Consider the following 21,290-nt stretch of genomic DNA (forward strand, 5'->3'; position numbering starts at 1 on the left):
TTTTATCTCCAACGTGGTGGATTAGAAAGTAGTCTTGAAGGACGCGACGACCATGCCGCGGTCCTTCAAGAGCGGCGCCAGGCTGGCCTGGGAGGTGATCTGTCCCGGGATGCACTGGTAGCCGCCGTTGGCGCCGGGGGTGTTGTTGTCGTTGCCGGTGGTGCAGGTGTCGAAGGAGCCGAAGGCGTCGACATACTTGAGATCAAAGCGGTACTTCTGGTAGAGGTCGCCGCTGAGCCCGACGGAGAAGCTGCCGGCACCCTCATTGCCGCCGAACTGGACCGCGGAATTGCCGCTGAGCCCCAGGTTGGCGCTGATCGGCATCGACAGGTTGAAGCCGGGGAGGAGCTGGTACCAGGTCGGGGTGAAGCTGGCGGCCAGGGTGTAGGCATTGGTCGTGACCTTGTCGATGCCGCGGTAGCTTGAATGGCCCTTGAAGGTCTGTTCGGCCTCGTTGACATCCACCAGGTGCGTCAGCGCCCCCTCGACTGCCAGTACCGAGGCATCCCACAGCGGGGTGTCGCCGAAGGCCACCAGGCCGTTCACCACCAGGTGCAGGGTGTCCCCGCGGGCCAGCCCCGTTTCACCCGCAGCAGGCCTTTCGCCGATAATGTTCGCGCCATTGATCACACCGGCCTGGCCGGCGTCGTAGAGCGTCGAGTTTACGGTGGTGAAGTTGCTGGCCAGCGTCATGTTATGACGGTAGTTGAGGTCCACGCCAACGCTGACCGGGCCGATACTCTTGGCCAGACTGATCCCATAAATATCGATATCGTCGCCGTAGGCGGTGAAATAGCTGAGATCCTCAAGGCCGGCAACGCCGCCCAGATGCAAGTTCGGGGCATCAACCAGCAGATTCGGCAGGGTGTCCGAGGTGTTGCGATAGAAGAATCCCAGGGTGCCGTCCAGCCACATAGGGCTCCAGGAGGCCATCAGGCCGAAGTCACCGGTATTTCGTGGCCTGACATCGCTGCCCCGTGGGGCTGCGTAGAAGGCGTTGGACGCCGGAATCGGCAACCAGAAGGCTTCGCCGCCATCCAGCATCATGTCGTAGGGGCCCCAGTAGGTGCCGCTTTCGGGGAACCTGGAGTTGGCGAATTCGAGAAAGTATTGGGCTCCCAGGGTCAGCTCCGGCGTCAGTGTGAGTGACGCGGACAGCTGGTTGCGCGGGATGAATAGCTCCTTGGCCTCGGTACCGGGGACGCTGTAGAGCTTTCCCAGATCCAGTGCCGACTGGCCGTAGTTGATGCCGTTGGCGGCGTTGAACAGGGTTTCGCCCCAGTACTGGGTATGGCTGCCCAGCTTGACGTTGAACAGCGACTCGCCGATCTCGCCGTTGTAGAAAACGAAGGCATCGAGCAGTTCGCCCGACGGGCCGTGATAGTAGCGATCGGCGAAATTGCTGAGCCCGCGGGAATCCGCTGGACCGCCGATGATAACGCTGCCCGCAGGGTCTGCGGACACCAGGTTGCCTGCATTGCCGCCACCACCGGGATAGGGATTGTCGGGGTTGCCGATATTGCTGTATGCGTGGTCATACCAGGCGGCACCGCTGACCCGAAAACCCATCCGGTCCTTGTAGATGACGTCCAGTTCACTCAGCAGGTCGGCACGTTCGTTGACGGCGTCGCCACGGTCGAAATTCAGGTTGCCATCGTTGAAGTTGGCGGTGTTGGCGATGGTTCCGTTCCTGCTCTCAACGCGCTGGCCGTAGCTCAGCTTGACGGTGTTGTCGAAACGAATGGACAGGTCCGGATTGCCGGTGTCGATCTCAAAGGCCTGGACCTGAGATGTTCCCATCGCCGCGAGGATGGCGGAGCCAAGGAGCCTGCGACACAGCAAAGGTGAAAAACGGTTGTTATTTTTCATGGCGCTTTTCCAATTATTGTTATGAGTTTCAAGATATTGCGCGAGCGTTTGCACGCTAGTCGGGTGCGTTGGGTAGTGGGTCCTTCCGAGATGTTGTGTTCCTGAGCGACGGCGGCCCAGGCGGCTACTGAGCGTCGAGCTGGCGGATGAACTCATCCGCCTGTGGCCAGTCGCCGTAACCCGATGCGGGGTTGAGGTGCCCGACCTCGCCGAGATTGACCAGTTGTGCATTCCAGTCACTGGCCATCGTGGCGGCCGCTTCGAAGCCGGCTAGGTAGTCGTTGGTGCTGGCGGCCAGAATGCTCGGGAACGGCAGCGGCTGGCGGGGCAGGGGGGCCCAGCCGTGGCTGCGCAGGGTCTCGGGTTGCGGGTAACTGTCTGGCCAGGAGGCTTCCAGATCCGGCGCTGCCGCCAGCAATGCGCCCTTGATCGGGCGCTGATACTTCGCTGCCCAATGGGCGACCATCAACACGCCGGCGCTGTGTGCGACCAGGATCACCGGTCCTTCGATCTGCTCAAGTTCCCGCTGGATTGCCTCGACGCGCGCATCCAGGCTGAGTTTGTCGGTTTCCAGCAGCGCTACCGAGCGCACGCGCGGCAGCCGGGACGCCAGATGAGTTTGCCAATGATCGGCCACATGATCGCGCAGGCCCGGAATGATCAGCACGGTTGTTTGAGTCGAGGGTAGAGTCACCTGGGCGTCCTTTTATTGAATTGCTTGCACGCATTGGGTATGGGCGGTTCGATAACCCACATTAAGTTTCCGCCGCCGGTACTGCTTTCCAATTGACGTCACGGTATTTTCATTTGGTGACATGGAGAGGGGGCCTCGATCCTCTGCCCCCGGAGTCGGTGCGCGCACCTGAGGTTCGGGACGAATAGTGTCAAAACGCAAAAAGGCCGCGCACCTATTGAGGTCGCGGCCGATGGGGGAGGTGACGGGCTACAGGTTGAGGCAGTGGGAATGTGCGGCGTGAATTCCAGCGCGGGTCACGTCAAAACCCCCAGTGCAGGACAAGCAGCACCAGTGCGATGAGGAAGATGGATTCGCCGACCATCAACAGAATCGGTTTGATGCCGACGGCCGCCAGTTCTCCCAGTCGGGTTTTCATCCCCAGGGCACTGATGGCGATAACGAGACATCCGCGCGACAGGTCTGAGCCCAGGCCTTGCAGGCTCGGCGTCAGCCAGCCGGTGCTGTTCAGGCAGGCCAGCAGAATAAAGCCTACGGCAAACCAGGGCAGCAGCGGCGGCTTTTTGCCGCCGGCATCGACGCCCTGGGCGCGGGTAATCATGGCCGCGCAGAGAATGACCGGCAACAGCATGGCGACGCGCATCAACTTGACGACGGTGGCGGTGTCGCCCGTTTCGCTCGACATGCTGTAGCCGGCTCCGACCACTTGGGCGACGTCATGGATGGTGGCGCCGAGGAAGATCCCCGCCAGCTGCGGTGACAGGCCGAAGAATTCGGCGATCATCGGGTACAGAATCATCGCCAGGGTCGACAGTGCGGATACGCCGATAACCGTGAACAGGGTGGCACGCTCCTTCTGCGGGTGCGATGGCAAGGCCGCGGCCAGCGCCAGGGCGGCCGAGGCGCCACAGATGGCGGTGGCGCCCCCGGTCAGCATGCCGAACAGGCGTGGGAAACCGAGCATTTTCGCCGCGATGACCGACACCAGGATGGTCGTGACGACCAGCAGGATAACCAGTGCCATCGGTTTCCAGCCAAGCCCGGCGATCTGCTCCAGAGTGATGCGCAGGCCGAGCAGAGCAACACCCAGGCGCAGCACGCTGCGGGCGGTGAACTCGATGCCTGCCTTGCATTTGTTGTCATCGGCCAGGAAGTTCAGCGCCATCCCCAGCAGCAGGGCAAACAGCATGACCGGTACGCCGTAGTGCTCCGACAGGAAGCTGGCCGCCGCTGCGACGATCAGGCTGACGGCGAAGCCGGGGGCCAGGGCGCGGGTGCGGTTGGGGAGGCTGGCAGCGAGGCTGGAAATCATTCCTTGGGCTCCTTGGCAACAATGATAAAAACGCGCCCCTCGAGCGTTTCGACCGGGAAACGCGTGACGCAGACGCGGGTGGAATTGAGCAGGTAGCCGGTGGCGAGATCAAAACGCAGCCCGTGGGCACTGCACTGGAGGGTGTGCCCCTCTAGGCGTCCGCCGAACAGCGATGCGCCCTGATGCGGGCAGCTGTCGTCAATAGCGTGCAGCTGCCCCGCGACATTGAACAACAGCAGGTTTCGGTCATTCCACCGCAGCAAGGTGCGCTGACCCGGTGCCGGGATCTTTTCTGCCGGAACTTCAAGTGGGTGACTCATGCCGGCAGTCCGCAGCGGTCGGTCAGTGACAGCAGCCGGTAAATGGCGCCTTCAAGCACATCGACAGGCTGGGCGCCGGACAGGGTTCGTATGCCGTTGAACACGAATCCGGGCACGCTCTGGACAGCCGGTGCGCCGGGCTCGCCCTGGAAGGGCTTGCCATCGCCGAGCAGGCAGTGCTCGATAGCGGCCGGCGATATACCCGATTCCCGGGAGAGGGTGCGCAGGGTCTCGCCATCACCCAGGTCCTCGCCGTTGGTGAAGTAGGCCGCGAAAATCCGTTCCAGCAGCGTATCCTGTTGTGCCGGGCTGGCGCTACGAGCCGCCTGCTGGAACAGTCGATGGACATCGGCTGTATTGGGCATGGTCCTGATGCGCGACAGATCCAGTTCCACACCGGCAGCCTCCGCTGCCTGTTGGACCTGATGCTGGCGCGCGCGCACGGCCGTCTCGCTGCCCAGGCGCTGGCGGTAAAAATCGGCGAACGGCAGGCCCTGTGCCGGCAGCTGTGGCAACAACTGCACACCGTGCCAGTTTATTTCGATGACGATATCGGGTTGATCGGCACGCAGCTGGGCGAGCGTTGTATCCAGGTGGCGTTTGCCGATCAGGCACCAGGGACAGATCACGTCGAAATAGACGTCGATGGTCAGGGTGCGGTTCATGAGCGGGTCTCCAGGGGGGCGGCCGTTGCGGGCGCATCGGGAACCGGGGCCGCGAGCCTGGCGATATCCCGCAGGTAGCTGCGTTTTGCGTACAGGAATACGGCAGCGGCGGCGATGCTGACCAGTGGCACTAGCTGAAAGGCTCCCTGCAGGCCGATAAGGTCGGAAATCTTGCCGGTGATGAAAGGGCCTGGGGCCAGACCGAGCAGATTGTTGGCCAGTGTCAGGGTGGCGAAGGCCGTGCCGTGCACCGAATAGTGAGTGAGGTTCGCGACCATGGCACTGGCGGGGCCACTGGTACCCGCAGCGAGCGTCATGCCCAGGCAGATCAGCACCAGTTGCGCTGGGCCGTGGGGTAGAACGAATGCCAGCGACAGCAGCCCGCAACTGCCCAGGCAATAGACAACGGCCAGCGATATCTTGCGTGCCGGTGAGTGCAGGCACAGGCGATCGCTGAGCATGCCGCACAGAATCATGCCGACGCCACTGCAGAGCAGGATGACGGCGGCGACGGCGCCGGCCTTGTCGGTGCCCATTTCGTAATAGCGGTTCAAGTAGCTCGGCATCCAGACAATCATGGTACCGCCGACGAAGAGCTGCAGGCCGCTGCCGGCATAGGCGCAGCGTACCGAGCGACTGCTGAACAGTGTGCGCAGAGGGCGTTTTTCCGTGGCAGAGGGAGTGTTGGTGGTTACCCGGCGTGGCGCGATGCGTTTCTCGCGCACGACGATGGGGTAGAGTACGGCCAGGCAGAGTCCGAACAGTGCCATGGCGGCAAAGGCACCCCGCCAGCCCAGGTGCGCGGCGATCAAGCCACCCAGTCCGACACCCAGCACCGAGCCGAACATGCCGCCGGCCATGAAGGCTCCGGCCAGCGTCGCCCGCAGGTGCTTTGGAAACACCGAAAGCACCACGGCAATGCCGACGCTGCCGTAGGCCGCTTCGCCAACGCCAACCAGGAAACGGGCCACGAACATCTGCTCATAGGTTTGTGCCAGGGCGCAACCGAGCGTCGCCAGGCTCCACAGGGCTGCCATCAGGGCCAGGCTCCTGACCCGGCCCCAGCGGTCGGCGAACAGGGACAGCGGGAAGGTCAGCAGCCCGACCATCAGCGCAACGATGCCGCTGAGCAGTCCGAGCTGATAATCCGTCAGGGTCCATTCACCCTTGATCAGGGGGAAGACCGCATTGAGAACCTGGCGCGACATATAGTCGGAAATCAGCAGCCCGAAGGTCAGGGCGAATACGATCCAGGCGTAGGTGCGAGGCACGTTGGGTGTGTAGTCGTTGGTATCGTCCACCGCAGCATGAAAGTGCGCCATGGTATCACCTCGAAGTGATCATCTAATTATTGTTATGCCCGACTAGGGGCCGTTGACCTTTGTCGATGCTTCCTGCAACAGGACGTATCCACAAACGTCAAGAGTCCCTAATTAAACCGCGCGGAGCGGGACCGATCGGGCCCGTTCCGTACGAACGTGCAAGTTCTAGCCGGCTAGGATAGTGTCGACTTAAACGCCGCGCAGCGGGACGTTCATTACTTTTGCAGGAAGCCCTGCTTACCGCCTTTCGGGTTCGGAGCGAAGCCGTTGGCCGCCAGAGTCTCTTCGACGGTGTCGTAGAAAACGCCGATCTTGAGGATCTCGCGAGCTTCCTGACCGTTGGCAACCGGACGACCGAACTCTTTGGCGATACGAACCAGCTGCTGAATCTGCTCAACGGTGGTCATCTTGCGCGAGCGATCCTGGGTCCAGAGGTTGTCCTCGATACCGCAGCGCACGTGCAGACCCATTGCGATACCCATCATGTTGATCGGCAGTACGTTGAGCATGGTGCTCTCTACGGTCAGCATGGTGCCGTCGGGGATGGCGCGCAGGAAGTTGGCCATGCTGTAGATATGAGGCTGGTCCATACCACCGCCGATCGCTACCCAGTTACATACCAGTGGGCCCTTGTAGACACCGCGGCGAATCAGACGCTCTACCGACTCGTAGCTGTTGATATTGTAGAACTGGAAGGCACTCTGGATGCCCTTCTCGCTCAGGCGCTTGACGTGCTCTTCGATGAAGCTGGGACCAGAGGGTACGATCATCTCGCGGTAGGCTTCGTGAGTCTCGTCCGCCATGGAGGTGCCGGCAATGTCACGCGCATCCATCTGCTCGCAGACGTTCATCTGGGTGGTGTTGACCGTTACGGTAACCTGGTCGGGCTTGGGCTCGAGCTCGGCCAGCATGTGGCGAGTGTCGTCCTGCAGCCACTTGGCGTCAGCGCCGTCTTCGGGGGGCGCGAAGGAGATAGAACCGCCTACCTGGATGACCATATCGGGACAGGCTTCGCGTACACCGGCGATCAGCTCGTTGAACTTCTCCAGGCGCTTGGAACCCTTGCCGTCGAGCTCACGCACGTGCAGGTGCAGTACAGAGGCACCGGCGTTGTAGCAGTCCACGGCCTTCTGAATCTGGTCTTCCATGGTTACCGGAATGTCTTCCGGGAAGTCGGAGGGGAACCATTCGGGGCCGTAAGGGGCGGCAGTAATAACGAGCTTGTCCTGGTTTTCGGGGAAGAGTGAACCGTCTAAAAAGTTCATAACTGTTTCCTGAAATTAGTGGATGTGGGTAGTGTTGCAGGGGGCGATCAGCGGGCTCGGTCACCGATGATGCCGGCACGCTCCATCTTGCGATGGCAGGGCGGGTAATCCATGACGGCATAGTGCTGGGTCGAGTGGTTGTCCCAGATCGCCATGCTGTTGGGCTGCCAGCGCCAGCGCACCTGGAACTCGGGTATCGCGGCCTGGCGGATCAGGTATTGCAGCAACTCGGAAGCGCCGGGGGCAAAATCCTGGCCGTAACGCACAGTGTCCGGCGTGTGGTAGTTGCTGAAGTGGGTGGTAAAGGCGTTCACGAACAGCACTTTTTCACCGCTTTGCGGGTGGGGCCGAACCACCGGATGTTCCGCATCGGGAAACTGGGCCTTGAGCGCCAGGCGCTTGTCGATCGGCATGGCCGCACCGAAGGTGGCCTCGATGCTGTGGCGGGCACGCAGGCCGGCGATGCGCCGCTTGATATCCTCGGGCAGTTTCTCGTATGCCAGGGCCATGTTGGCCCACAGGGTGTCGCCGCCCACCGGCGGACACTCGATGCAGCGCAGCACGGCACCCATCGGTGGGGTTTCGCGCCAGGTTGCATCCGTGTGCCAGGCGTTTTCGTAGCGGTCGTTCGGCTGTTCCGGCGACTTGTAGATACGTACCAGGCCCGGGTGCTCGGGATCGCTGCCGGCAACCGGATGGTCTTCGAGTTCGCCGAAGCGGCGCGCGAAGGCCAGGTGTTCGGCGCGGCTGATGGCCTGATCCCGAAGAAACAGTACCTTGTGTTCGAGCAGCAATGCCTTGATCTCGTTGAACAGGCCGTCGTCGTTAATGGCGTCGGCGATGTTCAGACCCTGTAATTCGGCACCGATACTGCAGGTCAGTTGTTCTGCGTGCATGACAGCCTCCTCAGATAACGAAGATCGACGAGCCGGTGGTTTTGCGTGCTTCCAGGTCGCGGTGGGCCTGAACTGCATCGCTGAGCGCATAGTGCTGATTGATCTCGATCTTGATGTGGCCGTTGCCGACCAGATCGAACAGCTCGCCGGCCAGTGCCGCCTTCTCGGCGGGATCGGCGATGAAGTCGGCCAGGGCCGGGCGGGTCAGGTTCAGTGAACCCTTCATGGCCAGGAGCTGGGGATCGAACGGCGGGATGGTGCCGGATGCGGTGCCGACGCACACCATCAGGCCACGGCGCTTGAGGGAATCCAGCGACGACATGAAGGTATCTTTGCCAACACTGTCGAAGACGACATTGACGCCGACGCCAGCGGTGAGTTCGCGCACACGGCTGGCGACATCCTCGTGGCTGTAGTTGATCACATGGTCACAGCCATGGTCGCGGGCGATCTGTGCCTTGGCGTCGGTCGAGACCGTACCGATCACGGTCAGCCCCAGCAGCTTGGCCCACTGCGTAACGATCAGGCCGACACCGCCCGCCGCGGCATGCAGCAGGATGCTGTCGCCTGCGGTGAACGGGTAGATACGGCGCATCAGGTAGGCGGAGGTCAGGCCGCGCATCGTCATGGCGGCGGCGGTTTCGAACGAGATCGTCTCCGGCAGCTTGATCAGGGCGGCGGCGGGGATCAGGCGTTCGGTGCTGTAGGCGCCCAGTGTATTGAGAAAGCCGGTGTAGGTAACACGGTCGCCTTCGGCGACGCTGGTGACGCCCGCACCGACCGCCTGGACGATGCCCGCGGCCTCGACGCCGATGCCATTGGGCAGCGGGATAGGGTAGGTGCCGTTGCGAAAGTAGGTGTCGGCATAGTTGAGTCCCACCGCCACATGGCGCATGCGTACCTCGCCGGGGCCAGGCGCGCCGACGTCGATGTCTTCGTAGCGCAGCACTTGCGGACCGCCGGTTTCGTATAAGCGTACGGCTTTGGCCATGTTATCTCTCCAGTCTGTTTTTTTGTATGGGGCTGCAATCGCACCCTGTGATGACATTGAATTTATGGCAACTGCGTGGGTCGTGCTTTTCATTAGACGACAGTTGATTTTCATTGCGTGACAATTTATCTATAGACTGCTGCCTGCGGTTGTCTCGGCAGCGGGTTTGAGGTTTCGATGTCCCGGATGCGAACACAACAAGGGGTCTGATAATGGCGTCACTGACACGGGCTGGTGTGCTCACCAATTACATTGAGGTCGCGCAGCACCTGGGCCTTAATCCCCACACGATGCTGCGCCGGGTGGGTCTTAACAAAGCGCTGATCGAGCAGCCGGAGCAACGAATTCCCACCGTTGCGGTGGTGACGCTGCTGGAAGATTCGGCGCGGGAGAGCGGCTGCATGACCTTTGGTCTGCGCATGGCCGAGTCCCGTCAACTGTCGGATTTTGGCGCCATCAGCCTGCTGCTGATGCACCAGCCGACATTGCGCGATGCTATCAGGACCACGGTGCAGTACCGTCATTTGCTGAACGAGGCGCTGGCCATTCATGTGGAGGAGGTCGACAGGAAGGTCATCATTCGCGAGGAGGTGGTGACCGATTCGCCAATGGCATCAAGGCAGGCCATCGAGCTTGCGATCGGTGTCATGTATCGGCTCTGTGGCGCCCTGCTTGGAACTCACTGGCGTCCCTACAGTGTCAATTTTACCCACGAAGCGCCCCAGGACCTGCAACTGCACCGTCGTCTGTTTCGCTGTCATCTGGGATTTGGCGCCGAATTCAACGGTATCGTCTGCACGGCGACAGAACTGGACGAACCCAACCCCCTGGCGGATCCCGCTCTGGCCCGATTCGCGCAGCATTACCTTGATTCCCTGGCCAGTGCACAGGAGCGCTCGGTGGCACTGGATGTTCGTAAGGCCGTCTATCTGCTGCTGCCGATGGGGCGGGCCAGCATCGAGCAAATTGCCGAGGCCCTGGGCATGAACGTGCGTACGCTGCAGCGGCGGCTGCAAGAACACGATGAAACCTTTTCGAGTCTGATCAACAGCGTTCGCCGCGAGTTGGTGATGCGTTATATGGAAAATGAGCACTACTCGATGAGTCAGATCGCGGATCTGCTCGGCTACAGTATGCCGAGTTCCTTTACCCGCTGGTTCGCCGCGCAGTTTGGCGTGGCGCCGGCACGCTGGCGGGCGTCTCAGGCGACCCGCAATCGCCGGTAAACGTCACTCAAGCACCGGTGGCATCCGCACTGCGCCCTTCTCCGTGTCATGAAGTGTGAATTTTTTGGCAGCTGAAGTTAAGTAAAGATCCCTGCACTTTTTTAGATTCGTTATCAGGATTGCCAATAGGTGATCAATCAAACCGAATCCAGGAATGATGTATGAACACAAGAATAATCGAGCCCTGTGCCGGAGCCTATCAGTATCCGCTGTTGATTAAGAGCCTGCTGCTGTCCGGGCAGCGCTATGCGCCGCAGCAGCAGATTGTCTGCGGGCAGTCGCGCTATGACTATCGGCAGTTAAACGAGCGTATAGCCCGGCTGGCGAATGTATTGACCGACGCCGGCATCGGGCCCGGTGATACGGTGGCGGTGATGGACTGGGACAGTCATCGTTACCTTGAGGCCTATTTTGCGGTGCCGATGATCGGTGCCGTGCTGCACCATGTCAACGTGCGCCTGAGTACTGATCAGATTGCCTATACGATGCAGCACGCCGAGGACAGGCTGGTGCTGGTGCACGACGATTTTCTGCCGGTGGTCGAAGCGCTTGCGGACCAGTTGCCCAGTGTCGAAGGCTATATTCAACTCAGCGACGATGCACAGGTCGCTGGCACCTCGCTGAAGACGCTCGGCGAGTACGAGGCGCTGCTGGAGGCGGCCGGTACCCACTACGATTTTCCTGACTTCGACGAAAACTCGGTCGCCACCACTTTCTATACCACTGGTACTACCGGCAATCCCAAGGGCGTCTTTTTCAGTCACCGCCAGTTGGTGCTGCATACCCTGAACATGGCTACGACCCTGGCGGCCTACGAGGGCGTGCCGCTGCTGCGCTCAGAAGATGTCTATATGCCGATGACGCCGATGTTCCATGTCCATGCCTGGGGCGTGCCTTACGTCGCGACGATGCTGGGAGTGAAACAGGTGTACCCAGGTCGCTACGAGCCGAACCGGCTGGTGAAGTTGTATCGCGATGAAGGCGTGACCTTCTCCCATGGCGTGCCGACCGTGCTGCAGATGGTGCTTAACTGCGACGAAGCCAGGGATACCGATCTCAGTCGCTGGAAGCTGCTGACCGGCGGCGCGGCACCGAACGAAGGCCTGGTGCGCCAGATGGCCGAGCGCGACATCCGGGTCTATACCGGCTATGGCATGTCCGAAACCTGCCCGCTGCTGAGTCTGAGCTATTTGCGGCCGGAAGAGACGGAACTATCGGTTGAACAGCAAGTGGCGATGCGCATGCGCACCGGCATGCCGATCGCGCTGGTGGACCTGCGCCTGATCGACGAAGAGGGACAGGATGTGCCCGCCGATGGCGTAAGTGTGGGCGAAATCCTGGTGCGCACGCCCTGGCTTACCCAGGGGTATTGCAAGGAGCCGGAGAAGGGCGCCGAACTCTGGAGCGGCGGCTGGCTGCACACCGGCGATGTTGCCTCGATGCAGCCGGACGGGGTGCTGCAGATCCGCGACCGCATCAAGGACGTGATCAAGACCGGTGGAGAGTGGATTTCGTCGCTGCTGCTCGAAAGCCTGATCAGCCAGCACCCGGCGGTCGCCAATGTTGCCGTGGTCGGGGTGCCGGACGAGCGCTGGGACGAGCGCCCGCTGGCATTGGTGGTGCCGGTCGACGGGGTCAGTGTCGACACCGATACGCTGAAACAGCACCTGGCGCAGTTCGTCGACACTGGACAGATCAACAAGTGGGCGATCCCCAGCGAGATCCGCTTCGTTGAGTCGATTCCGATGACCAGTGTCGGCAAGATCAACAAGAAACTGATTCGTGAACAGCTCACAACGCAAGCGTGAAATAACAGAGGAGCGCAAAATGGTGCAGAAACGTGAAGTAGTAGTGGTCAGCGGTGCTCGTACCGCCATCGGCGATTTCGGCGGAAGTCTGAAAGATCAGGCTCCCTCTGATCTGGCAGGCCAGTTGGTAGCCGAAGTCGTGCGCCGGGCAGGCATAGACGCTGACAGCGTCGGCCAATGCGTTTTCGGCAATGTGATTCATTCTGAGCCCGCCGACATGTACATGGGACGCGTGGCTGCGCTCAAGGGCGGTCTTGACGAATCGACGGCGTCCCTTACCGTCAACCGTCTTTGTGGCAGTGGCCTGCAGGCGATCATCACTGCCGCCCAGCAGATTGAACTCGGAATTTGCGATACCGCGGTTGCCGGTGGTGCCGAATCGATGAGCCGTGCGCCTTACTGGCTGCAAACCACGCGCTTTGGTCAGCGCATGGGGAATGGCGAAACCATTGATGCGGTGTCGGCCGCGCTGCATTGCCCGATGGAAAAGGTGCATATGGGTGTAACTGCGGAAAATCTGGCGGAAAAGTACGGCATAAGCCGTGACGACCAGGACCGCCTGGCTGTCGAGAGCCACCGTTGCGCCCAGCGGGCGATCGAGGAGGGGCGCTTCAGAGAACAGATTCTGCCGATTGAGCTGAAAAGCCGTAAGGGCTCGGTGCTGTTCGATACCGATGAGCATGTGCGCCTGAATTGTGAACTGGCAGATATGGCCAAGCTAAAACCGGTATTCAAGCGTGACGGTACCGTCACCGCCGGGAATGCCTCGGGGCTCAACGATGCGGCGGCGGCGGTGCTGCTGATGGAACGGGAAAAAGCGGCAGCCCAAGGGCATGAGGTGCTGGGCCGGCTGGTGGACTACAGTGTCGTCGGGGTCAAGCCGAAATACATGGGCATAGGCCCGGTGCCGGCAATCCGCGAGATCCTGGCGCGCCAGAACTTGGCCGTCGGTGATATAGACGTTTACGAAGTCAACGAAGCCTTCGCCGCTCAGGCGCTGGCCGTGGCGCGTGAACTGGAACTGCCGGCCGATCGCCTGAATCCAAACGGTAGTGGTGTCGGTCTGGGGCACCCGATCGGCGCCACCGGTGCCGTGATTGTGGTCAAGGCGCTATACGAACTCCAACGCATTCAGGGTCGCTATGCCATTGTCAGCCTCTGTATCGGCGGCGGCCAAGGGATCGCAGCGCTGTTCGAACGTCACTGACTCTCCATTTCCTGTCAGCTCCCGACAGGCATGCACGTCCCTTAGACATCATGAATTGACCTGCCCAGCCTCGAACGCGTGGATTACGCTGAAGAGGTTGAACCATCAAACGCAGAGCCATAATTGAGGTGGGCAGGCATGGACAACTTTAGCAAATACATCGGGCTGGACACACACAAAGACACCATAGCGGTAGCCATTGCCCAGGCGGGCCGGAGCAAACCTGTGTATTACGGCGAAATTCCGAGCACCCCCGGAGCCGTCCATACATTGATCAAACGGCTCAGTCCGGAGGGTGAAGTGCTGGCCTTCTGCTACGAAGCAGGGCCCTGTGGGTACGGCCTCTATCGGCAGATTACCCGACTGGGTCATCAGTGTGACGTCGTGGCGCCTTCGTTGATACCCAAACGTCCCGGTGACCGGGTTAAAACCGACCGACGTGATGCTCAGTCGCTGTCCAGTTTGTATCGAGCAGGCGAACTGACTCCGGTCTGGGTGCCGGATCAGGCGCAGGAAGCAATCCGCGACCTGACCCGGGCCCGTGAGGATATGAAGTCAGTGGAGCGGCATACGCGTCAGCGGTTGGGGGCCTTCCTGTTGCGTCACGGCAAGGTATACACCACCGGAAAAAGCCGCTGGACGTTAGCGTATTTTCGCTGGCTGGAATCAATAAAATTTGCAATGCCCGTGCAACAGATTGTTTTCCAGGAATACGTCGATGCGGTCAAGCAGGCCCAACAACGCGTGCTCGGTTTGGAGCACGAGATGAACAAGGCGCTGGACGGCTGGCACTTGGCGCCGGTCGTGGAGGCATTGATGAGTCTGCGTGGCGTGAAGTTGATTACAGCCATGACCGTGATGGCGGAGTTGGGCGATATTACCCGGTTCGACTCACCACGACAGCTGATGATGTATCTGGGGCTGGTGCCCAGTGAGCACTCGAGTGGTTCAGGCACCCGGCGTGGCGGCATTACCAAGGCCGGTAACGGGCATGTTCGACGGGTCCTGATTGAGGCGAGCTGGTGCTATCGCTTCATGGCGCGCAAAACGGCCCATCTGCAGCGACGGGCTGAAAAGGCTTCCGAGTTAGTGCAGGCTATCGCTTGGAAGGCACAGAAACGCTTATGCGGGCGCTACCGGCATCTGTTGGAGCGAGGCAAGCTGAAGGTCCAGGTGTGTACAGCAATAGCCCGCGAGCTGGTCGGTTTTATCTGGGCGATTGCCAACGCAGTGGCAGGAGGCCGGCAATTGGCGGCCTGAGAACGCGGTGGCCATGCAGAGCGCATTCTCCAAAGACAACGATAACGGGGGGCAATGGCGAGCAGTAGAGTTAGGGCAGGCGTAGCCGGTCAGGAGAATCCTCGAGCCTGCTATGAGGCGTCCGGGTAACCGGAACGACCCTCGCCCTTAGAGAGAGGCAGCTCCACGACGAAGACAAGTCAGGCGGTTTTGACCCGCGTATATCAGATTGATCAATCGTCGTTTCATGCTGCGCCTGCTCTAACCCTAATGCTTTCCTGAGGCCAGAATGATGCGAATTTGAACGATCACATTGACAGGTCAATACATATCAGCAGGGATCGCGCCCACCTCCGCAGAGGGGCCTTGCAATCTTCTGTGCCAAGGATGGCGCAATTTTTTCAACTGCACAATGTTCGAGGCTCTGAGCAAGTTTAATCGGATTTCCCTGCGTTGGCGAAGCGGCCAGTGAAAAGATTCATTCAGCCGTCACCTCTACGAAGGGTGTCTTTAGGTCAGCAGGGCCTCGACTTCGATTATCTTGTCGCTTGCGTGGTGCCACTTCAAACTTGGACTCATAAACTAGCGAAATTGTATGTAGGTACGCGGCAGAGGGCTCGAGCATGTTAATAATCGCACGAGGCATATCTCTTGCTCGTTTGCTCTAAACCGCGCACAAGGTGCGGGCGCAAGCTTTGTGTCAATAACGTGCTTTTGCAGCGGCCGCTCTCTTACACGAAGTCCCGCAGACGGATGTCGAGCAGGGATGAGGCGTTGTTGAGCAAACGGGTTCGGCACCGCTGTTTTGAGCATAAGTGTCGAGGGACATGTTGATGCTCCAGAATAAGGTGGGGCATGCATCTACCCCAACAGGGGCGATGGCAGGCCCCTGGGGTGGGAGCAAGCGGGTCAGTACTCGTCTGGCAATAACAGTGTGGTTAGGCTGCGATCCCGTTCGGTGATGATCCAGAGCTTCAAGGTCGGTGTGACCTGGTAGGACGACAGCAAGCGATCCCCTTGCTTAAGTGCGGCATCGTTTTGTTGCCGGTCGTCGTCGCTGAGATCGCCCCAGTCACCGCTAAGGTGGCGCTGGAGATAGGGCACGGCATCGAAGACGCCGCGTTGAATCAGCTCGCTCACGCCGGTGGTCATAACGACCTGGCCGGGTTGGACGCGGGGTTGATAGGAAATGGCAGATGCCATGGTGATTACCTCTCGAAGATAAAGGGCCACGGCACCCCAAGGGGATGACGGGGCCCCGGTGGATGAAGGAGACGCAGAGCCGTCTGAGTGGCTGGATCAGAGGATGGTCAGCACCAGTCCCCGTGTCAGGCTTTTAGCTTGCGTAGGCCATCCGCGAGCAGCCAGAGTGCCCGGTTGAGCCGGACGTTCTGGTCAATGCCCTGGACAGGCCGTGTTCGCTGTCGGCGGCCATTGGCACTGCGGCCGGTCAGGCCGCCTTTGACGAGGTTCTCCTGAACCCTGTTGAACGTGGACCACAAGTCCGCATGATGGTCGTCGATGCGACGAGGCCCCAGGATCTGGTTTTCCGTGATCGGCGGGGCCTTGCCAGGTTCGTCGTACTTGAGGACCAGAGCCGATCTGGCGAAGACCTCGGCCTCGCCGTCGTCCAGCGTGATGGCACGCATGGCGTCGCGCGAGTCCTGTACCTGCTCGAACCCATGCAGCACCTCGTAGGCGCCCTCGATCACGCGATCGGTGACGTTGCCCTTGTGAGGCACGCGCACGTCGGCGAAGGTGTCGCCGCACACCAGGCCGTTCTGGCAGACAAAGCGGAACATGCCCGCCAGCATCTGGTAGCTGCTGGTGCCATCGTGCGAGTTGAGCAGGATGATCTCGTTCGCCTCGGTGCCGTTGATCTGGCTCGCATGGCGAAGTCGCAGCATGTGCTTGGTGTAGTCGCGGCGGTCCTCCTTGCGCACGCGGGTCTGGCACACCATGAACGGCTGGAAGCCTTCCTTGCGCAGTTCGGTCAGTACAGCCGCCGTGGGGATGTAGCTGTACCGCTCGGAGCGGCTTTGGTGCGGGGTGTCCGCGAAGATGGAGGGCGCGACGGTGCGAATCTGGTCATCGGACAGGGGATGATTCGACCGCAGAACCGGGGAGCGATAAGAGAAACGGGATGCGAGTTGCATGTTGATCTCCTTGGATGAGAAACCGGAGTTCCGCCCCATCGGGGAGGAGCCTCGGCGGGTAATGGAATGCCGCTGATGCGGCGATTGAAATCAGGCCTTGGCGAGTTGCCAACCCTGGAACCTAAGCGGCCGCCGGCATTGGGCATGGCGACGGTCGCTGTGAGGGGAAAGTTGAAAAACAATGTCGAGGTCAGAACGACTCGGCGACGTCCGGTACACGCGCCTGCGTGGCCGCGTTGACGACAGTTTCAGCCGCAGGGGCTGGCGGTGCGTCCTGCTCCGGCGTTGCCTCAGTTGCGGCTTGAGCCGGAACCGGTGAGCTCGGACCATCGGTCTCGATCGCGCGGGGCTCGGCCTTGTAGACCTGCTGCCCGTCGACCTTGATCCAGTTGATGAACAGCAGCCGGGCCTTGAGGCTCACGCCCTGTTCGCCGGCACGCTTGCCCTTGGAGTAGGTGAAAGTGTCGGCCCAGAGATCGCCGAGGCGAAAGCCGATCATCACCTTCTTCTCGTCTTCGACCGCCTGGATGCAGCGACGCACCAGCTGCTGCGCTTCAGAACCCGAGACACGAATGTCGAAACGCACATAGGACACATCGTCGCTGGGACCGTTGAGTGCCGCGATATCGCAGGCCAGGAAGGTATCGCCTTTCTTGGGCTTGACCTCGCGGATGCGGTTCAGATAACCGAGGCCGGTGATATGCAGGTCGAAGTAGGATCTTTCGTTGGACGTTGTCATGATGAATCTCCTGATGGAACAGATTGCGGAGACACACCCGACCCGAGGGGGAGTGGAACCCCCGCGCGGGTTGATGGAACAGTGGCATCACCGTCGCAATAACGGCCGTTCGCAGATCGATGCCGGGGCGAACTGGCTCGGTCACGCGGTGGACACCGCGGCGCAACCTCGAAGACCGACGGTTGCCTGGCATGTCGCTGACGGCGTCAGCGGAACATGGGGACAGCCTGCCTGCGTTGAGCGACGCGGGCGAGGGCAAAACGGTACTGGCGGTGCTCCTTAATTACGGGCCGCACCGTACCCCCGTCAAAGTTCAGCGAGGATGCCGCTGTTCAGTGCCACTGGGGCAGGCGAGCGGATCGGCCGCTGGCGTCACCAACCCTGGTGATTTAGCAGGAGGTCAGCGATGACCTGGCGTTGCGCCAGATCCAGTTCGTTCAGATCCGACAGACCTTCATACGCGCAGCGGCGAAGCAGGGCGGTGCCCTCGGCGGCGTTGTAGAAGCTGACCATGGCCGACAGGAACAGGCCTTCTCCATGATTCAGAATGTTCAGGGCGTCGATCATTCGCGGCAGGTTGGGGCGCAGCTCAACCTTGCAGGTTGCGCGGCGCAGACCCTCGTCGGTGCCATCGCCGAACCACTCCGGTCCGATGAGCGTGACACCGCGCTTCCAAGCCTGGAAGAACGCCTCGGGTGCGCGGGCAAAGTGCTGTTCTTCCCGGGCAATCCGGGCAATAGTCTCCTGGGACAGGACGGGATGCATCGGGGTTCTCCTTAAAAATAGCCGTTACAGATGTGGGCCAGCATCGTCCCGGACGTCGCCAGGCGTCATCTGAAAATGGGAACTGGCGTGTCGCTGTTTGTTGGATTGGCAGGTCGACGAAAGTGCTTCCTGCTGGGCCAGGCAATGGGTGGGCGGGAAAAAGTGCCGAAGGTTTAGTCGACATTCGGCTAAGAGGAGATATGCCACCCGTAAGCGCGCGCAGGGTCAGGCCGTCGCTAAAGCCATTCGCTGTCACCACTTGCTCACCCGACCCGTATCGTGGCTGGGGCCGGTATTATCTGGCGCACATCCGCACACAAAAGGTGCCCGTTGTTTCACCGGTGGGCGCCGGCACCGAATACCGTCGACCCGACGGGTCTCCTGATGGTTCGCGTGGTGGCCGGCAAAGCATCAGGGGACCCGTCACGGCGGACGGGAAAATCGCCGAACACGGGAATGCGCAACGCGCGATTCGTGGATAAAGCACCTTCTCGCCCCGAGGCCGTTACGGACCTGGCGGGGCGCGCACACCGTTGCAGAAGGGATCGCGCGCTGGGTATCCCGCAGGGAGGCGGGACGGTTGTCACTTTGACTGCTGTTGCCAAGGTGACTCAGGGTTCAGGGGCTATCTGGCTGCCTTGAGTTTAGTGCGGCGTTTGCCGGTGCCGGATGCGACCGGCAGCGTGCCTTTGCAGTCCGGGTAGCGGTTGCAGGACCAGAAGGCGCCGTTCTTGCCGCAGCGTTGACGCATCGTCGCACCGCATTCCGGGCAGGCGGGCCCTTCGGGCACCTTGATGGACAGGGTCGTACCACGGTATTGCGTCACCAGCTGTGTGATCCAGTTCGATTGTTTCTCGATGAACGTCTCCAGAGTGATCTGACCGGCTTCGATCATGTCCAGCGCCTGCTCCCACACCGCCGTGGTGCCGGGATCGGCGATGGCGGCCGGTACCGTATCGATCAGCGTAAATGCTGCCTCGGAGGCGCGGATGGCGCGTCCTTTCTTCAGCAGGTAGCCACGGGCGAGCAGGCCATTGATGATGCTGGCCCGCGTCGCTTCGGTGCCGATACCGACGCTGTCCTTGAGCGTTTGCTTCAGCCGCGGATCGGACACCAGCCTGGCGACAGTCTTCATCGCCTTGACGAGTTCCCCCTGGGTGAATGGCCGCGGGGGAGCTGTCTTGCACGCCTTCAGCGCGACTCCGCTGATCTGGCACGACAGCCCCTCCTGCAGAGGCGGCAGTACCTGGTTGCGTGTCGCCGACCCATCTTCGACGTCGTCCAGCGCGGGCTCGTCGAGCACGAGGCGCCAGCCCGGCTCCACGACCTGCTTGCCGACGGCCTGAAGTGCCTGAGCGCCGCAGGAGAGCGTGGCGGTGGTGCGATCGAAGGCATGGTGTGGCAGAAACTGCGCCAGGTAGTGGGCACGGATCAGGCGGTAGACGGCCAGTTCCCTGTCGCTCATGCGCGAGAGATCGACGGGCTCCAGCGTCGGGATGATGCCGTGGTGAGCCGTCACCTTGCCATCGTTCCAGGCCCGCGAGCGCTGGGTCGGGTCCAGCTGGTTGATCACGGCACGTAACACCGGATCCGTCTTGAGCAGGCTGTCGAGTACCGTCGGCACCTCGGTCAGCATGGACTCGGGCAGATAGCCCGAATCCGAGCGCGGATAGGTCGTGGCCTTGTGCGTCTCGTACAGCGACTGGGCGATATCCAGCGTCTCCTGCACATCCAGGCCCAGCTGCCGGGAGCAGACCTCCTGCAATGTCCCCAGGTCGAACGGTAGCGGAGCTCCTTCTGTGACCCGTTCAGTCTCGACCGAGACCACCTTGGCAGCGCCAGCGAGACCCAGCTCCTGAGCGGCCTGCTGTGCAATCGCTTGCTGCAGGCAGCGGCCCTTGTGATCGGCGCTGGTTTCGGGCGCGAGCCAGTGGGCGACGAAGGCCTGGTCGCTGCGGGTGAGCGTGACATCGAGGATCCAGTAGGGCGTTGAGACGAACTGCGCAATGTCGCGGTCGCGGTCGACGACCAGGCGCAAGGTCGGCGTCTGCACCCGGCCCACCGACAGTACGCCGTCATAGCCCGCTTGCCGTCCCAGCAGGGTAAACAAACGGCTCAGATTCATGCCGACCAGCCAGTCGGCGCGGGAGCGGGCGAGCGCCGAGAAATACAGTGGCAATGTTTCGGCCGATGGCCGAAGAGCCGTCAGTGCCTGGCGAATCGAGGCATCGTTCAGTGCGGACAGCCACAACCGCTGGATCGGACCGCGGTAACCGCACAGGTCGATGAGCTCGCGGGCAATCAGCTCGCCCTCGCGGTCGGCGTCGGTGGCGATCACCAGCTCAGAGGCCTGGGTGATCAGTTGTTTGACGACCTTGAATTGCGTGGCGGTCTTGGCCTTGACTTCGACGCGCCAGCGCCCGGGGATAATGGGCAACTGCTCAAGGGACCAGCGTTTGTACTGCTCGCCGTAGGCCTCCGGTGGCGCGGCTTCGACAAGATGCCCGATGCACCAGGTCACGACGATGCCTGGGCCCTTGAAGCAGCCATTGCCGCGCTGCGTCGCACCGAGAACACGCCCGATGTCTTTGGCTTGGGACGGCTTTTCGCACAGGTACAGTCGCATGGAGTCTCTTACATCATCGAGTTGATTCCGATGATCAGCAGTTTGCCCGCGATCAGCCCGGCGGACAGCAAAGAAGTGGCAAGCGAGGTCAACCGGTTAGCTTTGGCGAGAACGGTAGCAGTGTGGGTTTGGCGCGATGTTCAACAGTATCCTGCACGGGAGCGTCCTGTTCGGAGGGCGCGCGGAACAG

Annotated in this window: 18 protein-coding genes; 4 read left to right on the plus strand and 14 right to left on the minus strand. The window is 61.2% G+C overall.

Going from position 1 to position 21,290, the window contains the following annotated elements:
- Positions 1-21: 21 nt before the first annotated feature.
- From KDW95_RS01440 to KDW95_RS01480, 9 genes are all read right to left on the minus strand, one after another.
- Positions 22-1,869 (minus strand): DUF1302 domain-containing protein, encoded by a 1,848-nt coding sequence (locus KDW95_RS01440; protein WP_255854447.1) that lies wholly within the window; start codon positions 1,867-1,869, stop codon positions 22-24.
- Positions 1,870-1,993: 124 nt separating this feature from the next.
- Complete coding sequence (locus KDW95_RS01445; RefSeq protein WP_255854448.1) at positions 1,994-2,563, minus strand: RBBP9/YdeN family alpha/beta hydrolase; 570 nt, start codon at positions 2,561-2,563, stop codon at positions 1,994-1,996.
- Positions 2,564-2,864: 301 nt separating this feature from the next.
- Complete coding sequence (locus tag KDW95_RS01450) at positions 2,865-3,875, minus strand: YeiH family protein (protein ID WP_255854449.1); 1,011 nt, start codon at positions 3,873-3,875, stop codon at positions 2,865-2,867.
- Complete coding sequence (locus tag KDW95_RS01455; RefSeq protein WP_255854450.1) at positions 3,872-4,195, minus strand: Rieske (2Fe-2S) protein; 324 nt, start codon at positions 4,193-4,195, stop codon at positions 3,872-3,874. The genes KDW95_RS01450 and KDW95_RS01455 overlap by 4 nt, the downstream gene beginning before the upstream one ends.
- The gene (locus KDW95_RS01460; protein WP_255854451.1) at positions 4,192-4,860 is read right to left on the minus strand and encodes a DsbA family oxidoreductase; all 669 of its coding nucleotides are present in this window, start codon (positions 4,858-4,860) and stop codon (positions 4,192-4,194) included. The genes KDW95_RS01455 and KDW95_RS01460 overlap by 4 nt, the downstream gene beginning before the upstream one ends.
- Positions 4,857-6,182: an MFS transporter gene (locus tag KDW95_RS01465; RefSeq protein WP_255854452.1), complete on the minus strand. Its 1,326-nt coding sequence runs from the start codon at positions 6,180-6,182 to the stop codon at positions 4,857-4,859. Before KDW95_RS01465 ends, KDW95_RS01460 begins: the two co-directional genes overlap by 4 nt.
- A gap of 215 nt (positions 6,183-6,397) precedes the next feature.
- Complete coding sequence (locus KDW95_RS01470; RefSeq protein WP_255854453.1) at positions 6,398-7,447, minus strand: 3-keto-5-aminohexanoate cleavage protein; 1,050 nt, start codon at positions 7,445-7,447, stop codon at positions 6,398-6,400.
- A gap of 47 nt (positions 7,448-7,494) precedes the next feature.
- Complete coding sequence (locus KDW95_RS01475) at positions 7,495-8,343, minus strand: TauD/TfdA dioxygenase family protein (RefSeq protein ID WP_255854454.1); 849 nt, start codon at positions 8,341-8,343, stop codon at positions 7,495-7,497.
- 10 nt (positions 8,344-8,353) lie between these two features.
- Positions 8,354-9,334, minus strand: a complete 981-nt coding sequence (locus KDW95_RS01480) for a quinone oxidoreductase family protein (protein WP_255854455.1) — start codon at positions 9,332-9,334, stop codon at positions 8,354-8,356.
- 212 nt (positions 9,335-9,546) lie between these two features.
- On the opposite strand from KDW95_RS01480, the gene KDW95_RS01485 reads away from it, so the two are divergent.
- From KDW95_RS01485 to KDW95_RS01500, 4 genes are all read left to right on the plus strand, one after another.
- Positions 9,547-10,560 carry an AraC family transcriptional regulator gene (locus tag KDW95_RS01485; RefSeq protein WP_255854458.1) on the plus strand — a complete coding sequence of 338 codons (1,014 nt, stop codon included), beginning with the start codon at positions 9,547-9,549 and terminating at the stop codon, positions 10,558-10,560.
- A gap of 161 nt (positions 10,561-10,721) precedes the next feature.
- Entirely contained in the window at positions 10,722-12,368 is a 1,647-nt protein-coding gene (locus KDW95_RS01490; RefSeq protein WP_255854459.1) for a fatty acid--CoA ligase, read from the plus strand.
- 22 nt (positions 12,369-12,390) lie between these two features.
- Complete coding sequence (bktB, locus tag KDW95_RS01495; protein WP_255856460.1) at positions 12,391-13,575, plus strand: beta-ketothiolase BktB; 1,185 nt, start codon at positions 12,391-12,393, stop codon at positions 13,573-13,575.
- A gap of 138 nt (positions 13,576-13,713) precedes the next feature.
- On the plus strand, positions 13,714-14,835 hold the full coding sequence (locus tag KDW95_RS01500; protein WP_255854460.1) for an IS110 family transposase: 1,122 nt from the start codon (positions 13,714-13,716) through the stop codon (positions 14,833-14,835).
- An 888-nt stretch (positions 14,836-15,723) separates the two neighbouring features.
- Here KDW95_RS01500 and KDW95_RS01505 read toward each other — a convergent pair.
- The 5 genes from KDW95_RS01505 to KDW95_RS01525 form a co-directional block, all read right to left on the minus strand.
- Positions 15,724-16,017, minus strand: coding sequence for a hypothetical protein (locus KDW95_RS01505; RefSeq protein ID WP_255854461.1), 294 nt, complete (start codon positions 16,015-16,017; stop codon positions 15,724-15,726).
- A 125-nt stretch (positions 16,018-16,142) separates the two neighbouring features.
- Positions 16,143-16,970: a DUF932 domain-containing protein gene (locus KDW95_RS01510; RefSeq protein ID WP_255854462.1), complete on the minus strand. Its 828-nt coding sequence runs from the start codon at positions 16,968-16,970 to the stop codon at positions 16,143-16,145.
- A gap of 190 nt (positions 16,971-17,160) precedes the next feature.
- Positions 17,161-17,709 carry an STY4534 family ICE replication protein gene (locus KDW95_RS01515; protein WP_255854463.1) on the minus strand — a complete coding sequence of 183 codons (549 nt, stop codon included), beginning with the start codon at positions 17,707-17,709 and terminating at the stop codon, positions 17,161-17,163.
- Positions 17,710-18,081: 372 nt separating this feature from the next.
- Complete coding sequence (locus KDW95_RS01520; RefSeq protein WP_255854465.1) at positions 18,082-18,474, minus strand: hypothetical protein; 393 nt, start codon at positions 18,472-18,474, stop codon at positions 18,082-18,084.
- 625 nt (positions 18,475-19,099) lie between these two features.
- Positions 19,100-21,100 (minus strand): DNA topoisomerase III, encoded by a 2,001-nt coding sequence (locus KDW95_RS01525; protein WP_255854466.1) that lies wholly within the window; start codon positions 21,098-21,100, stop codon positions 19,100-19,102.
- Positions 21,101-21,290 lie beyond the last annotated feature (190 nt).

It is taken from the genome of Marinobacterium rhizophilum, assembly GCF_024397915.1.
In the GTDB taxonomy this organism is placed as follows: domain Bacteria; phylum Pseudomonadota; class Gammaproteobacteria; order Pseudomonadales; family Balneatricaceae; genus Marinobacterium_A; species Marinobacterium_A rhizophilum_A.

What these genes read in the sequence shown, in the direction of transcription:
- KDW95_RS01465 (WP_255854452.1), bottom strand. Translation starts at nt 6,182, where the DNA reads ATGGCGCACTTTCATGCTGCGGTGGACGATACCAACGACTACACACCC.
- KDW95_RS01485 (WP_255854458.1), top strand. Translation starts at nt 9,547, where the DNA reads ATGGCGTCACTGACACGGGCTGGTGTGCTCACCAATTACATTGAGGTC.
- KDW95_RS01475 (WP_255854454.1), bottom strand. Translation starts at nt 8,343, where the DNA reads ATGCACGCAGAACAACTGACCTGCAGTATCGGTGCCGAATTACAGGGT.
- KDW95_RS01460 (WP_255854451.1), bottom strand. Translation starts at nt 4,860, where the DNA reads ATGAACCGCACCCTGACCATCGACGTCTATTTCGACGTGATCTGTCCC.
- KDW95_RS01490 (WP_255854459.1), top strand. Translation starts at nt 10,722, where the DNA reads ATGAACACAAGAATAATCGAGCCCTGTGCCGGAGCCTATCAGTATCCG.
- KDW95_RS01515 (WP_255854463.1), bottom strand. Translation starts at nt 17,709, where the DNA reads ATGACAACGTCCAACGAAAGATCCTACTTCGACCTGCATATCACCGGC.
- KDW95_RS01455 (WP_255854450.1), bottom strand. Translation starts at nt 4,195, where the DNA reads ATGAGTCACCCACTTGAAGTTCCGGCAGAAAAGATCCCGGCACCGGGT.
- KDW95_RS01470 (WP_255854453.1), bottom strand. Translation starts at nt 7,447, where the DNA reads ATGAACTTTTTAGACGGTTCACTCTTCCCCGAAAACCAGGACAAGCTC.
- KDW95_RS01450 (WP_255854449.1), bottom strand. Translation starts at nt 3,875, where the DNA reads ATGATTTCCAGCCTCGCTGCCAGCCTCCCCAACCGCACCCGCGCCCTG.
- KDW95_RS01525 (WP_255854466.1), bottom strand. Translation starts at nt 21,100, where the DNA reads ATGCGACTGTACCTGTGCGAAAAGCCGTCCCAAGCCAAAGACATCGGG.
- KDW95_RS01480 (WP_255854455.1), bottom strand. Translation starts at nt 9,334, where the DNA reads ATGGCCAAAGCCGTACGCTTATACGAAACCGGCGGTCCGCAAGTGCTG.
- KDW95_RS01510 (WP_255854462.1), bottom strand. Translation starts at nt 16,970, where the DNA reads ATGCAACTCGCATCCCGTTTCTCTTATCGCTCCCCGGTTCTGCGGTCG.
- KDW95_RS01440 (WP_255854447.1), bottom strand. Translation starts at nt 1,869, where the DNA reads ATGAAAAATAACAACCGTTTTTCACCTTTGCTGTGTCGCAGGCTCCTT.
- KDW95_RS01520 (WP_255854465.1), bottom strand. Translation starts at nt 18,474, where the DNA reads ATGCATCCCGTCCTGTCCCAGGAGACTATTGCCCGGATTGCCCGGGAA.
- KDW95_RS01505 (WP_255854461.1), bottom strand. Translation starts at nt 16,017, where the DNA reads ATGGCATCTGCCATTTCCTATCAACCCCGCGTCCAACCCGGCCAGGTC.
- KDW95_RS01500 (WP_255854460.1), top strand. Translation starts at nt 13,714, where the DNA reads ATGGACAACTTTAGCAAATACATCGGGCTGGACACACACAAAGACACC.